Here is a 15,161-nt window from a genome sequence, read left to right on the forward strand (position 1 = left end):
TCAATTGGGACTAATAATGAGATCTTACTTCAATTATTTTGTGAGATCGTATTATGAAGTGACGATGTATGTCTAATCGATAAAGCTTAATATAGAGACTTTTTCAATTATGAGACGTGTTAGTTTTAAGGATGGAAAGTTAGATAAATAAGGGATAGAAGAAGAGGGGAGGATTTCGAACTGAGTCGAAATCCATTTTAATAAAATATGGTTTTGAAGAGCATTTATTACGAATTAACAGTGGAAGTCAGCGTTTAGCTAAAAGCTGGGTACGCCCTGTATTGCAACTCCGAATAATGGCAAATGCTTCATTGGCGCTCAAAATATCAATATTCAATGTCAGTGGGTCATTGTTCAACAAAAGGTAAGGCGATAACAAGTTATCATTCATTGCCTCATTTATCTTCTGTACAGACAGTAAGTCTATCGTGCCTGCAATCGCAAAACTGAATGACTTAGAGTATCCCACATTTCCTTGGAAGCGAAGAACGATAGGGTTGGGTATTTTATCGTCTTGTATGGAGACGATATGCAGAACTTTGTTATCCCTAATTTTAGTGAATCCATCGCTGCGCAACACGTTATCTTCAGCGAGTAGATCGATCATACTGTGTTGGTAACTGTGATCTTCAAGTTTGTGAGAATCAGGAATACTCCACACCCCTGCCAATAGGATTAGTGCGGAGAAGACAGCAACAAATGGCATCAAAATGACCCCCTTCCTAGGAATAGCTCAATCTCTTTACTGGCTTTGTCCAGTTGCGATGGTTCGTAAAAAATGTTCACTGATTTGCGAGTTACCTTATTGAGCATGGAGAGTTCTGAATAGCCTGGCTCATCGCTGATGTAGGCTACGCAATCGCATTGGTATTTGTAGAGAATAGCCTCGAGTTCTGGGCTCAAGGACATCTCTGTTTCTTGAAAAACTTGTACCTGCCCAACCCATTGTTCATTAAGTCGGTTAAAGGGGGCGATATCACCAAGGCTTTTATCGTGAACCTTAGCAAAAGCCAACAGTGCCGAGGACAACAGCAAACAGCCCGTTATGAAGTAACACAGTCTGTTTTTGTATAAGCTGACCTGAGAATAGGCAAGTGAAGTCGATTTGGATTCAGGTGTATCGTTGCTCGCAATAGAGGCTGCAATACTACTATGACCGAGTGGAACTTTGTCACTCACAGGAGTGAGAGGAACAGTGGTTTCGCTTTGTGGTTGCGAGTCAATAAAGACGCATTCATCAATTAGGCGGTAACCGACCTTTGGCACCGTGACGATGGGTGTTTCTCTGATACCAAGCTTAACGAACCCTTGGCGAAGTAAGCTGATACACTTCGCAAGTGACGTATCCCCAATGAACTCGCTTCCCCATGCGAAGCTAATAATATCTTGTTTGTTCACAATCTCAGGTGAGTTTTTGAGTAATAGCTCTAAAACGCGAGTCTCACGATATCCTATCTTAATAGAACGTTCGTCGTTATAAATACGGTTTTTAATCGGGTCGAATCTGATCATATAGCCAACGTTTTATTTTTATTATAATTCTCTCAACAATTTAGATAACTATAAACTGACTATTATATGAATTAAAGTCACATGTTTTATTCTGGTGTGTTTTTGAGTGGTCATAACAAAAGCGTTCTTTATTTGTTTATGAAAGAAACTCTGCCATTTAGTCACAATCTGTTAAATATAAGTAACATCTAATTAAGTGTTGATTTTATTAGTGAGCTTTTAATTAGAGAGTTTTGGTTCAATCTTTACCAATAAATTAATTAGAACACTGGTCTAATTAAAATCTTATTTTATTTGTGGATATACTATAGTAATAATTCAATCAGTTTAAGTATCGAAGGGATATAAAAAAGCCCGTACTTGAATGCGGGCTTTGGTTCAATCAATTATGATTATGCTTTAACAGCTTCACAATCTTTTGAAGACGTTAAAGGTTTGAAGAATAGCTTAGTTTCTTCGATAACAACATGGCGTAGCAAGATAAGGCCGATTAGGTTTGGAATTGCCATCAGGCCGTTGACGATATCTGCCAATATCCAGATCATGTCGAGCTTCAAGAATGCACCAGAAGCCACCAACGCAATGAAGATGATCTTGTAAGGTAGGACTGCTTTAGTACCCAGCAAGAAAACAACACAGCGCTCGCCGTAGTAGTTCCAGCCTAAAATCGTAGTAAACGCAAAGAAGATTAGGCCAACTGAAACCAGCATAGGGCCAAGCGTGTCTGCATTCAGACCAACAGCAAATGCATGAGTGGTCATCGCAGCACCAGAAAGGTCAGTCTGCCAAGCGCCTGTTAAGATAAGTGCCAAACCTGTCATCGTACAAATGATGATGGTGTCGAAGAAGGTACCTGTCATAGAGACCAGTCCTTGTTTCACACATGAGTCTGTTTTAGCCGCTGCTGCAGCCATTGGTGCACTACCTAGGCCAGATTCGTTCGAGAACACACCTCGAGCGATACCGGATTGGATAGCAAGCATGATGCTCGCGCCAAAGAAACCACCGGTTGCTGCTGTGTTGGTAAACGCAGAAGTAACAACAAGGGTAATGGCATTCAGTAGTTGGTCTGCATTTGAAATCAGAACGCTTAAACACGCGACGACGTACATCACCGCCATAGTAGGAACAACTTTCCCTGCTACTTTAGCGATAGATTGGATACCACCAAGGGTTACCACCGCCACCAATATCGTAAGCACGACAGCAGACATCTCACGAGAAGCGCCAAATGAGATTTCAGTTGCATCTAAGATAGCGTTAACTTGTGGGAAGGTACCAATACCGAAGCAGGCAACACCCAAAGCGAACACAGCGAACATCACCGCCAATATTCTTGAGCCAACACCGTATTGAAGATAGTACATTGGGCCGCCAACCATTTCGCCATTGCTATCGGTTCTGCGGTATTTAACAGCAAGTAGACATTCCGCGTATTTGGTTGCCATGCCAAATACAGCGGCAAGCCACATCCAGAATAGGGCTCCAGGGCCACCAATCTTGATTGCGGTCGCTACACCTACGATGTTACCTGTACCAATGGTTGCTGAAAGTGCAGTACACAAAGCGGCGAAACTCGATACGTCACCTGTACCGGATTTGTCTTTGCTGAACACCATTTTCAGTGCGGTTGGGAGGTGTCTAAACTGGAGTAAGCCTAAGCGAAAAGTAAAGTAGATACCTGTACCCACTAGCAGAATAAGCAGTGGTGGTCCCCAAACGAATTGGTTGATGGTTTGTAGTGTAGCTTGTAGGTGGTTCATAGATTCCCCTTAATAAATTAAAAAATTTAAGGAGAAGAGGGAAGGCAGTGCAGATCACAGGGATCGGTAGCACTACTTAATACATACGGATTTCTAGATAGAATTCTTTTGTTAATTAAGGCTTGTTGCTTTCCACTCCTCTGTCCTTTTGCCTGAGAGTTTCACTTAGCGAATCACTTATAGATAAGTGACGGGCACTAAGCTTGCTCCTTCGGCGACCGATCTAACGGTTCTCTCCAGAGGTTCCTCCAACGACAGTCCTCACTTTTCTGGATTTCTCCAGCATAAAGCACCTGAAAGATTTACTTCTTCGGCGGGTCAATCTAACTAAATGTTAAAGTTTAGTTAAAAACCACTCTCCTGCAGTCTTCATCGGAACAATTACCTAAATAATTAGGTAATCTGTAGGCGTATCCTAGATCATATAAAATGTGATGTCAGCTACAAAATATCTGTTTGCACAAATGTTGTTCAACTAAATGATCAAACAACGAGTCTCTGACGTAAATTGCTTATTTAAATGGTATAAAATAGAGAAACAAGGAGGAGTTATGACACGACTAATAGCGATTGTTTTTTTATTGGCTTTGGCATTTGTACTATTTCGTTACCGGACAAACGAAAAACTGCAAAAAGGGGTAGTGATAGTTATCGTTAGCAGCTTCCTTTTGTATACTGCCAGCTTGATGATTTCGGAGTTAACTCGTTAAGCCTCTCTGTGAGCAGTTGGGATGAACGTGTTGGCAAAAGCTTAAGTGCTTCTGACTTGAGCGATAGGTTTAACTGAACCTACACTATCAGTATTGGTATTAGTGCCAGTGACCGCGTAACGTTAAACATATTTTTGGGAGTACCCGCTAGTGAACCAGCAATCTGGACAAAGCGAACAAGATGAAGTGGTTGTTATTGAAGAGCGCGATAAACGCAGTCAGCTCTATATCGGCATTGCTGCGGTTATAGGTCTAGCTCTGGGTGGCTTAATCGGTTCTACAGTCACTGCTTCTAAGTGGGAGTCCACTTATCAGGTACTCGAAACTCGTTATCAAGAACTGCGTGATAGCAAAACAGAATTGATGACGTCGGTTGAAGCTAAGGTGGCAAAAGTTGATACCGAGATCGACGCCAAAGTCGAAGTCGCGCTAGCAAAACAAGCGGAAGAGCATCAAAAAGAGCTCCAAGAGTTAGCGAAACAGTCTGCGGTTTTAGAGAAGGCGAACTACTCGTTAGAACAGCAAATAAACGAACAAAAGCAAACGCTAGACAAAACAGAGCAAGATAATCAAAAGCTAAACCGTCAGGCGGATATGCAGTCGACCTTGTTTGAACGTTCTCGTGAACTGTTCCGTAAAGAATTACAAATATCTCAAGAGCTTGAAAAACTTGAGAAAGAAAGAGGCGAGCTTGAACAGAACCTTGGTTCACTTAAGAAAGCGTGTGATGTTTTCTTAGATGGTACATCATGGGATGCGAAATCTGACGCGTGTGAGAAGCAAGACAACGCAAACTCTCGCCTAAGCGATATCAGACAAATGATTGAAGTCCACACCATGGATCTCAAGCAAATCAAAACGCTAACCGAAGAGATGGGTCTATAGACTCAAACCTTTAACTCATTCGTCTTTAGCTATAGCTATTCAAACGCCCACATCATGCAAATGGTGTGGGCGTTTTTCGTTCCAAATTGCTTATTTATGCTGTTAATCTGTTCCGTAGCTTAGTGCATAACCGTTTTCACTCTATTACCAAACTATCCGTGATTAGAGCCGTAAAATGGTTTTAATATGTGATTAATTGAATATCTGGTGACTTTGCACGCATATTTATAAGGTTGAGAAACAGCATAATAGCGGTGTTCTAGGATGAACACGTGGTCTGTTGTAGTTCTGTGATTAGACCATCTCAATGGACAGGGATTAAACCATGAATGAATATCTGTGTGAGAACTGCACCGTAGCCTACTGTTTTGATGATTGTAACTCGCCATTAGCGCAACGAGATATGATTGAAGTAGAAGAGGCGGTAGATCGTAAAAAAGTAAGCCAAGCTCCTGAACGGCTTGAGCAAGAAAATTCAGATACAAAAATCCCTACGAGCTAAACAATAAGCCAGTAGGGATTTCAGATTAATTGCAGTACTGTTCTCGCTTTCTCAAGCAAAGGGTATTACAAAAATTTTTAGAACAGTGTTATTTGACGATAAGCACTGAAGAGAAGTTATTTCTCATAAGTTTTGATTTCGCCAGATTTCACGCGAGCAACAAATGATTGCAGTTCTTTCTTCACAATTGGCATCAAGAAGTACAGACCAAGAATGTTGAAGATAGACATCGCAAAGATAGCCGCATCAGAGAAGTCGATTACCGCACCAAATTGAATCGTGGCACCAATAACAACAAACACACAGAACATCACTTTGAAAATCAGCTCCGTTGTTTTGCCTTCACCAAATAGGTAAGTCCAAGCTTTAAGACCGTAGTACGACCAAGAGATCATGGTAGAAAACGCAAACATGATTACCGCGAGAGCGAGTGTGTATTTGAATACTTCTGCCGTTTCAGTAAACGATGCAGCAGTCAGCGTTACACCCGTTAAACCAGAACCATCGAATGGACCTACGTTTAAGCCAGCGATAGTGATAACCAATGCGGTCATTGTACAAATGATTACTGTATCAACGAACGGTTCTAATAGTGATACTAGACCTTCGGTGATTGGCTCTTTTGTTTTAACCGCTGAGTGAGCGATAGCTGCTGAACCTACACCTGCTTCGTTCGAGAACGTTGCACGCTTCAAGCCTTGAATTAACGCTCCAATGAATCCACCAACAACACCTTCACCAGTAAATGCACCTGTAAAGATTGCGCTGAACGCAGGACCAACTTGATCAAGGTTAGAACCGATAACAATCAGAGCCATACCGATATACAGAGCAGCCATCCAAGGAACAACTTTTTCCGTTACCGATGCGATAGAAGGCATACCACCAACAATCACAGAGAAAACTAAAGAGGCAAGTACAAGGCCAGTGATTACACCGTATTCACTTGGTACGTCAAATGCGTAAGTTAACATGGCGTGTGCTTGGTTAGCTTGGAACATGTTACCACCGCCCAATGCGCCCAAAATACACATTAATGCGAAACCAATAGCGAGCACTTTACCTAGTCCGCCTAAACCTCTTTCACCAAGACCTTGGCTTAGGTAGTACATTGGACCACCCGAAACAACACCTGAAGGTAGGACAGTTCGGTATTTCACACCTAAGGTACACTCACAGAACTTAGAAGCCATACCAAGAAGGCCACACAAGATCATCCAGAATGTCGCGCCAGGACCACCAATCGCGAGTGCAGCACCCACACCAGCAATATTACCAAGCCCAACAGTACCAGAAAGCGCCGTTGTTAACGCTTGAAAGTGAGAAACTTCTCCTTCGTGTTTAGAGTTAGGATCGGTGTACTTGCCTTTGATAATATCTATTGCCATCCCTACACGTTTAAATTGAACAAAGCCAAAGTAAACAGTAAAGATGATCGCAGCGAGCAATAGCCAGCCTACAATAATCGGGAAGCTTGCTTCACCTACCGGTACGCTTTTAAATATTAGTCCAACGAACCAACCTGTGTATTCGTTGAAAAATCCATCAACACTTTGACTTAAGTTGCTGATAGCTTGGTTAAATGATCCTTCTTCTGCAAATGCACTGGAACTAAACAATAATATAAACCCAAAAAATAATTCACGTATGTTTTTCATGGTTTTCCCTGCTTTTTATTAAATTATGTTTGTTGCTGTTGTGTTTGTTAAGTATTTCAATAGCTTATATATTTCTTTGGTAGCGACAAAAGCTCTGTTACTAAGTCAAAATGCGAAATAAATATAACTACTAATCACGTTTTATATGGAGATCCTTTCGGTACGTCCATCAATCAGACTATGATATTCGGCCTATCAAGTCTTACTGATAACCCTATACATAAAAATAATGCCATCAAAGAAATTTTTACAATAAATTTACAATTATTCGGGTTTTGTCATCATTTTGGAATAAGTCGATGATTTTCGCGCTAGGAAAAGTATATGCAGTGATAGCAATAGCGGCAGGCGAATTCTGTCAGGTGAGCGGTTTATTCTTGTATAAAACGATTCTATGGATCTTGAGATGTGATTTTCAAATAAAGCGTTCGCAACCTGTTAGCAGTGAGTGAAGCGAGCTTGAAAACTTGATATGTTTTTGGCGGCTGATAACCGTTCGACGGTTAATGTGCACCAAGCTTGGAGGCATTAAAAAGCTCTTTAGCAGAGCTTTTTAATGGTTTTCGATGAGCCAAACAGCTTAATGGCTGTTGCTATTATTGGTACTAGCGCTGCTAATAACGACACTTTTACTCGATTTGTGGTAGAGCTTAAGTGCCAGCAACGAACCCCATAGAACAACTTGTCCCCATAACAGCGTCCATTGAGGTGCTACTTCTTGCCAGGAAGCGCCCATCTGATTCAGCGCCAAGAAGCCTTGAATCGCAGGGGTACTTGGAAATAGATCCGATAGCAGTACTAACCACTGTGGCATCATTTCAACAGGCCAGATAAAACCTGAAGAAAAGATCAGTGGCATTGAACTGATTAACACCACAACCGTGACTAACTCTCTTCGTGGTACTAACTCACCAATAAAAATCCCGATCAAACAGCTGGCCAGTAAGAAGGGCAGTAATAAGGTTAAGATCTGTGTTGTTGAGGCGAGTAGGTTTATCCCATACATCGAAAAGCTTGCGCCGAAATAGTACATCGACAACAGGTAATAAATGCCGACTAAGGTACAACAACGAGCAAGAATCAGTTTCGCCGGAGAGGTTTTACTCCAGTAGCCAAACGTTGATTGAGCGTTTTGGGTTGCACCAACTAAACCAGAAGCCATGGCTAGGGTTTGTTGCAGGATCAACACAAAGACGGCTGGGACTACGTAATCGATGTATCCCATGCGACTGTTAAACGTTGGTTTTAGGTTCAAGCTGAATGCACTATAGCCTTTGGCTGCAGACTCTAAAGGCACCCCTTCGACTAACAAATGTCTGACCTTAACTTGCGCAGCTAACGTGCCACCTGCCTTGGCAAGCCCTTCAACAATGGTTCCGTAGACTAAAAAGTAAGAAGCATCGCCAGCGTAAGAAAGCGTCGGGCTCTTGCCAAGCAACAAATCTTTATAGAAGTCTTCTGGAATGACAAGGAATCCGCCAATCTCTTGGTTAAGCACGGCTTGTTTAGCATCGGCGATAGTGGAGTCTCGACGAACCAACTCGATTTGAGAGGTGGCATCCACCATTCGTTCTAATTGGTAGCTGCTTTGACTCTTATCCAAGTTCACAACCGAGGCTTTCAGTTGTTGAGGCACTTGATTCGCGTAAGGCAATGGGTACAAGAATGAATAGAAGACCACACCACCAAATACGGTCAGTAATACTACTGGGTTACGCAGAACCGCCAGGAGTTCTTGCTTCAGCAATTGAGTAAAGCTCATTGATTTACTCCTTTATGCTCTGCTTGTGTTGACTGTGCTGCTTGCGCTAAGTGCTTTTTAATCAATAAGATCACCACAAAAGCAGGAATAACATACCAAAACATAGAGGTGAGGTGCATCAGCGACTGTGCGGCGCTCGAACCATAGCTGGATTGAGCCGTTTGCACTTCAATGTAATGACTCACAGGCAATAAGCTTCTCCAAATTTGCGCTGCAGTGTTCATGTCGGTTACTGGAAAGGTAATACCCATGAATGCAAAACTTGGTGCCGTAAATGCGCCAGCGAAACTCATCGCCCTTGCAGGATCAAGTGTTAAGAAGAAAAACAAACACCCCATGATGATACAACTAATCACAGTAAGCAGTTGGGCGATGGTCAATGCCCCAAAGTTGCCGTTAAATGGCCAGTCTAAGAGCACATAGAACCAAAAGCTAAACGCGATACCAAACATCAAAAACAAGACAAGGTAGGGCGTTAATGTTGATGCGAGTGACTTCACAGGGGCGTTGGATAACCAAGCGTGAAGGCCACGAGCTCTAACGTTCGCCGTCAAAACCAATATTGTGCCCACCACAATCATGATCTGCCACAGTGCAGGGATAACCGCAGACACCAAGAATTGAGCATAACTGGTGTTTTTGTTGAACAGTGGCGTGATCTGGCTTTGCACTGTTACTGCTTGGCCTAATGCTGATTGCACCGTGGTATCGCCGTGTGACAGCTGTTTCACGACTTCAAGTTGCGCGTTAAAAGTCCCTTGAGCCTGCAGCAACGCAGAGTTCACTAGCTTACCGATTAAGATAAATTGGCTGTTATAGAACACAGACACTTGCGGATTCAAGCCGAGCAGAAGGTCTCGGTCGAAGTGTCTTGGTATCACAACATAGCCATAGATATCGCGTTCAATCATCGCTTTTGCCGCATCACTCGGAGAGTTGTATTTCTGAGAGACTTGCAGCGTTGGTGACGCATCAACAAGGCGTGTGAATTGTTGCGAGATTTGACTGTGCTCAAGGTCGACAACTGCAACGGGTAAGTCACGAGCGATTCCTTGTGAAAAAATCAGCCAGATACTGGCAGCAAGCAACAAAGGGATCCAAGTTAGGCAAGACAACAACCATTTGTCTTTGCGGACAATCGCCCACTGCCTAAGCAAGGTATTCTTCGTTCTATGATGCTCAGTTGATTGTGAGCTTATCGATCGAGAGTTAGCAGACATACGTTACCTAAAGTTCAACCACTAGGCTCATGCCCATACGCAGTGTTTCGCTCGTGTCGACAGGGTGCGCTTCTACTTCAAAAGTACGTAAGTCGAAACCTTGTGCAGCGTCTGTTGAACGCCAAGTTGCGAAATCACCCATTACAGCGATGTGTGTGACTTGGAAAGTTAATGATTTATCCAGAGCCGGTAGGTATGCCTCAAACTGACTGCCTTTCTCGAAATGCTTAAGCATATCTTCACGCACATTGAGCACGGCCCAAGCATCCTTGGTGTCGATGACAGTCACAACAGGGAATCCTTGTGGTGCGAGTTCACCGCTGCTCAATAGAACTTGAGACACTTCGCCATTAAACCAGCTGTGGATCTGTGTGTCTTTTGCGTAAGCTTCAACTTCCGCCACTGCGCCCGCCGCCATTAACGCTTTTTGAGCGGCTGCCACTTTGGTTTCGTCACGAGCACCTTCTTGCGCCAATTGATACATTTGGAACGCAGCACTTTCGGTGTACTTCGCTGCTTGCCATTGAGTTTTCGCTTCATCACGCTTCTGCTCGGCAACCACACCATCGTTGTAAAGGTTGTTTACACGTTGGTAAGTTTTGTCCATGAGATCGGCAGCTGCTTTGGCTTTTAACCATTGATCTTTAGCTGCTTGAATCTGTTGAGTACGCGCGCCATTCTCGGCTTCTTGAGCTAATGCCCCCGCAGCTTTCTGACCGGCTTTTGCTTGTTCTAGCTTCGCATCAATTTCAGGGCTAAGAAGAGAAAAGATCAATTCGCCTTTTTCAACCGAATCGCCTTTACGCACGAATATTTCATCAATTCTTCCAGGCACTTTCGATGAGATACTGTATTGCTGTGCATCAATTTGACCTTGAAGCTTAACAGGTTGAGGTTGATAAGCTTGGTAAAAACTGTATCCGACCCAGCCAATAATGCCGATACCAACTATAGATAGAAGAAGGGGCTTAATAGGTTTCATGAGTTATCCTTTTGACTGGCTAGCGGTGTCTGTTTTTGAGTCGAAATCAGACGTAACAGAAGAAGTTAAGTAACTTGAGTAAGCATTCATTTCGCTGGTAAGCGCCAAAAGCTTGTTGAGAGAGATAAGATATTTGAATCGAGCAGCAGATTGCTGTGTCTTAATGCTCGCAAGATATAGCTCGGCATCAACCACTTCTAATGAGTTAGAGAGACCTTGTGTGAAGGCTTTTTTACGAAGCAATAGGTTTTCCTGAGCCAAAGACAAGCTTGAGTTTAGGCCTTGAACCTCTTCAATCGCTTGGTTTGCTTCAAGGTAGGTCTTTTGTACCAATACGGTTAAGTCTTGTTTGGCTTGCGACTTAAGGAATTGAACCTGCGATACGGCACTGTGAGCCGCAGCGACTTTGTCGGAACGGCCTGAAGTGTCAATCAACGGCACATTTACACCAATACCAACTAACCAATCGGGTTTCATTTCACTGGCTAGAGAGTCATCTTCATACAGGCTGTAGTCACCGTAAAGGTATACCTCTGGGTAGTACTTACCTTTCTCGGCTTTAATTAAGCTGCTTGCTTGTTTCTCTTTTGCATCAAGAATTTTAAGGCCGGGGTAGGTCATGAGAGTTTGGTCAATGAACACGTCCATATGAGGCAGGTTCTTATTGATAAACAGTTGCTCTGAGGGTTCTACACTTTCATTTTGACCAAGGATCTGAGTCAGTGCTAGTTGAGCAATCTTGAGATCGTTCTGAGCTTTCGTGCGCTCTACAATCGCTTTATCTAAAGAAGCATCGGCTTGTAGGCGTTCTACTCGTGCGATTTGCCCTTGCTGTTCAAGCTTGATTGCGAAATCACGGTGCTGAGTTAAGCCTGTTTCGACGGCTTGACGCGTTCTCACGACGTCTTCCGCTAAGATCACAGAGAAGTAATATTTACTCAAGTCTTCGTAGCGAGCTTGCTTCTCCATCAATAACTGGCTCTGCGCTTCTTCGCTTTTACCTTCTGCAGCATTTTGCGCAGCGGTAATTCGTCCGCCAGTAAAGATAGGCCACACCGCACGAATGGATGAGCTGAAGATATCTTGCTCGGTAATCGTGGAAGTAATCCCACCAAGCGCACTGATAATTTGAGGCGGCACGGGAAGACCAATTGAAGGTACGCCACTTAGGCTATCTGCGAACTGTTCGCCATTGATAGTCACATCACTATCAAGGTGAGTGTAGTTCGCGCCAAGCGTTACAGAAGGCAGGTTAAGACTTCCGGTTGCATTTTGAAGGTGTTGATAACGCTCAACGTTAGCTTGTTGAGCTGCAAGAGAGTTATTGTTCTCTTGGAGTATTTGCCACGCCTCAGAAAAAGTGAGCGGAGCAGCATAGCTTGGCGAGCTGATAGCACCGATAAGAATACTGGCAATCGCAAGGCGTCGGAATGTCGGTTTGGTCATCTGCATTAAATACCAAATTAGAGTATTAGCTCTAATGTTAACAGGGGGATAATCATTTGTCTTGAACAGATTACCTCATATGAACAATTAGCATAGCCGCTCGTTAATATAATGTGAATGCTATTAAGGGTTTAATTGTTGTCGACATAGAAACAAAAAGAGCACGATAACGCGTGCTCTTTAAGTTCAGTATAGAAGTGTTTTACAAAATGAAGCGGCTTATTTAAAGCTAGGACAATGGTGATCGGCGCGCCATACCAATTGTCTTGAACCTTGCATTGTTTGTAATAAATCTCTACCTGACATTTGCGGGAATGCTAACAACACCTTGAGATCGAGAGGGGAGGTGCCATCTTTCTCATAGGCTCTTACGTGAGTAAAAGTCGATTGTAAGTGTTTGAACAGCATAGTCTTAGTAAGACAAATTCCAAAGTTATCGCGTTTCATTGCCTGGTTTCCTTTTCAACAATGTTTATACGTTATGTTTTTTATCCTGTTTCTATTGGACGTTGCCACTGATCGATACTTCCTGCTCATCAATGCTTTGTTATTGGGTGCTGCTTTTATCAGTCACCTCATCGTTGTCTGGCTAGCCGAGTGTGAAATAGCGATGGATGAATAGGGGAGAATACTTAATCCGTTTGTCCATCACTCGTAACGGCGAGCGAGTAACTTTTACTTATCGATACGTCCAGTGAGTGAAGAGTTGTTGCCTTTCTGTTAACCGAAATTCCGGCTTAAAGCGCTGTCTTAAAATTGCAACGTATAGCTTGGCAACAATAAACTCCTTCATATGCAACCATTATAATTGTATTTATTTTAAACAACCTAAAAAACACCTAAAAGCTTAGTGATCTAGCTCAATATTTATTCGTTTATTTTGGTTTTTAAGCTAATCCGTTCTAAAAATGAACGATTAATCGAAATGAACAACGTAAAGGATTATCAATTAACAATCTGCTCAATTATTTAGTTGAGTAGCAGTCACAAATTCACGTCCCTAGAAAGGTCATGCGATTAACTTGGTGTTAACATTGATCGTCTAACACTAGGGACGGTGGAATATGAAATGGAGCAGTATCAGTTTCCGTAAAAGGTTACTGATTATCATGACGGTCACTGGCCTCGTTGAACTTTTGATTCTTGCAGCGGCTGGTTTTTATTACATCAAACAATCTCAAGAGCAAGAGATGGGTTTGAAAGCGTTAGGTGTTGCTGAATTTCTATCTGAATCGCCGCTTGTCACCAGCATTATTCAAGAAAATGGAACGTTGGATCCTAATGGCGTTCGCTACGTTCTGTCTGAAGAAACCCAAGTTAAGTTTCGTAACCTTACTCAGCTCATTGGCGCAGCGTTTATCGTTGTGGGAGATGATAAAGGTATCCGCCTGATTCACCCTTATGATGACAGGCTCGGTAAACCCATGCGTGGTGGCGATAACCAAAAAGCGTTGGTATTGGGTGAGTCTTATGTGTCGACAGCCAAAGGGTCGCTTGGTTTTTCAGTTCGTGGTAAATCCGCGGTAAAAGACACCCAAGGTACCGTTATTGGTGTGGTGTCAGTTGGTTACTTATTGGATTCTTTGCAAGATCGAATCGAACCTTACTTAGCCTTTTTGATTGTGATGGCGTTGCTGGTGGTTGCGGTCAATGCTTTGATTTCGAGCTATGTATCTCGTCGTTTTCAGCGCGCTATTTTAGGCTTTGAGCCTGAAGAGATAGGCCGACTGTATGTTGAGTTAGATGTAACCATGAGTACCGTGAAAGAGGGTATTCTGAGTATCGATAAGCACGGCATTTTACGGTCAATTAATAAGAGTGCCTGCGATATTTTATCGATAGACAGAGATAAAGCACTCAATCAACAGCGCCTTTCTGACGTATTGCCCGGTAGTGATTTAGAGCAACTGCTATCAACAGGCGATACCGACCACGACGTTGAGTTGTACTTAAACAATAAGCGAATCATTGCTAACCGAAGCCCGATTATAGTGGCTGGTGAGGTGGTCGGGGCGGTGTCCAGTTTCCGATTGCGAGACGAGATCAACGATTTAACAGACCAACTCTCACAAACTAAAGAGTATGCAGATCTACTCCGTTCACAAACCCATGAACATCAAAACAAGCTTAACACCATCAGTGGCTTGATCCAGATGGGCGAGTTGGACTCGGTACAACAACTGATTGGCCAAGAAACAGAACATTATCAAAGCCTTATCGAGTTCTTGCGTGAAACTGTTAAAGACCCGCTCATTGCAGGTATGCTCCTTGGTAAAACGGAGCGTGCGAGAGAAATTGGTTTAGAGCTCAAGGTCGAAGAAGGCTCAAGACTTGAAGCGCTGCCTAGCTGGCTGAATGCGGATGACGTTGTCACCATTCTTGGCAACCTGATCGATAACGCCTTTGACGCCACTATGACGGCTATTAAGCAAGAAGGGCAAATTGCTCCAGCTCGTCGGGTGATTGAAGTTTCAATCAGTGATTTTGGTAATGAAATTATCGTAGAAGTAGAAGATAAAGGGTGTGGTTTACCGAAAGACTTGGCCACCAAAGCACTCACCGAAAAAGGCGTATCGAGCAAAGCGAAGCAAAATCGCGGTGTAGGTTTGTATCTGATAAAGCAACTGGCAGACCGATACCAAGGGCAGCTGGAAATGGTCGGCAACCACGATTTTGGTACACGAATGACGGTTTATTTACCAAAAGAAGAACAATAATAAT

12 protein-coding genes and 1 riboswitch are annotated in these 15,161 nt (G+C 43.0%); of the genes, 3 read left to right on the forward strand and 9 right to left on the reverse strand.

Features of this window, described 5'->3' with window-relative positions; all coding sequences use genetic code 11:
• Positions 1–247 precede the first annotated feature (247 nt).
• The 3 genes from CWO13_RS07340 to CWO13_RS07350 all read right to left on the reverse strand — a co-directional run bounded on the left by CWO13_RS07340 (position 248) and on the right by CWO13_RS07350 (position 3,275).
• A complete protein-coding gene (locus tag CWO13_RS07340; protein WP_102431703.1) occupies positions 248–709 on the reverse strand; it encodes a hypothetical protein in 462 nt (153 codons plus the stop codon).
• Entirely contained in the window at positions 706–1,512 is an 807-nt protein-coding gene (locus tag CWO13_RS07345; RefSeq protein ID WP_102431702.1) for a winged helix-turn-helix domain-containing protein, read from the reverse strand. The genes CWO13_RS07340 and CWO13_RS07345 overlap by 4 nt, the downstream gene beginning before the upstream one ends.
• A 392-nt stretch (positions 1,513–1,904) precedes the next feature.
• On the reverse strand, positions 1,905–3,275 hold the full coding sequence (locus CWO13_RS07350) for an alanine/glycine:cation symporter family protein (RefSeq protein WP_048659467.1): 1,371 nt from the start codon (positions 3,273–3,275) through the stop codon (positions 1,905–1,907).
• Between the two features lie 130 nt (positions 3,276–3,405).
• A riboswitch (glycine riboswitch) is annotated at positions 3,406–3,525 on the reverse strand.
• A gap of 610 nt (positions 3,526–4,135) precedes the next feature.
• On the opposite strand from CWO13_RS07350, the gene CWO13_RS07360 reads away from it, so the two are divergent.
• Together CWO13_RS07360 and CWO13_RS23415 are read left to right on the forward strand one after the other, a co-directional pair.
• Positions 4,136–4,870 (forward strand): chromosome partitioning protein ParA, encoded by a 735-nt coding sequence (locus CWO13_RS07360; protein WP_102431175.1) that lies wholly within the window; start codon positions 4,136–4,138, stop codon positions 4,868–4,870.
• Between the two features lie 325 nt (positions 4,871–5,195).
• The gene (locus tag CWO13_RS23415; RefSeq protein ID WP_165886700.1) at positions 5,196–5,372 is read left to right on the forward strand and encodes a hypothetical protein; all 177 of its coding nucleotides are present in this window, start codon (positions 5,196–5,198) and stop codon (positions 5,370–5,372) included.
• Positions 5,373–5,488: 116 nt separating this feature from the next.
• On the opposite strand, the gene CWO13_RS07365 is transcribed toward CWO13_RS23415, so the two are convergent.
• The 6 genes from CWO13_RS07365 to CWO13_RS07390 form a co-directional block, all read right to left on the reverse strand.
• The gene (locus tag CWO13_RS07365; protein WP_055318313.1) at positions 5,489–7,030 is read right to left on the reverse strand and encodes an alanine/glycine:cation symporter family protein; all 1,542 of its coding nucleotides are present in this window, start codon (positions 7,028–7,030) and stop codon (positions 5,489–5,491) included.
• A 580-nt stretch (positions 7,031–7,610) separates the two neighbouring features.
• Positions 7,611–8,792 (reverse strand): ABC transporter permease, encoded by a 1,182-nt coding sequence (locus tag CWO13_RS07370; protein WP_102431176.1) that lies wholly within the window; start codon positions 8,790–8,792, stop codon positions 7,611–7,613.
• On the reverse strand, positions 8,789–10,012 hold the full coding sequence (locus tag CWO13_RS07375; protein WP_102431177.1) for an ABC transporter permease: 1,224 nt from the start codon (positions 10,010–10,012) through the stop codon (positions 8,789–8,791). Before CWO13_RS07375 ends, CWO13_RS07370 begins: the two co-directional genes overlap by 4 nt.
• Before the next feature lie 7 nt (positions 10,013–10,019).
• A complete protein-coding gene (locus CWO13_RS07380; protein ID WP_048659461.1) occupies positions 10,020–10,994 on the reverse strand; it encodes an HlyD family secretion protein in 975 nt (324 codons plus the stop codon).
• Positions 10,995–10,997: 3 nt separating this feature from the next.
• Positions 10,998–12,446: a TolC family protein gene (locus CWO13_RS07385; protein ID WP_102431178.1), complete on the reverse strand. Its 1,449-nt coding sequence runs from the start codon at positions 12,444–12,446 to the stop codon at positions 10,998–11,000.
• A 213-nt stretch (positions 12,447–12,659) separates the two neighbouring features.
• Positions 12,660–12,887 carry a hypothetical protein gene (locus CWO13_RS07390; protein ID WP_009846577.1) on the reverse strand — a complete coding sequence of 76 codons (228 nt, stop codon included), beginning with the start codon at positions 12,885–12,887 and terminating at the stop codon, positions 12,660–12,662.
• Between the two features lie 617 nt (positions 12,888–13,504).
• Here CWO13_RS07390 and CWO13_RS07395 point away from each other — a divergent pair.
• Entirely contained in the window at positions 13,505–15,157 is a 1,653-nt protein-coding gene (locus CWO13_RS07395) for an ATP-binding protein (protein ID WP_102431179.1), read from the forward strand.
• The last annotated feature ends 4 nt before the right edge of the window (positions 15,158–15,161 follow it).

Origin of the sequence: Vibrio sp. ZF 223 (assembly GCF_003050585.1) — a bacterium.
GTDB classification, from domain to species: domain Bacteria; phylum Pseudomonadota; class Gammaproteobacteria; order Enterobacterales; family Vibrionaceae; genus Vibrio; species Vibrio crassostreae.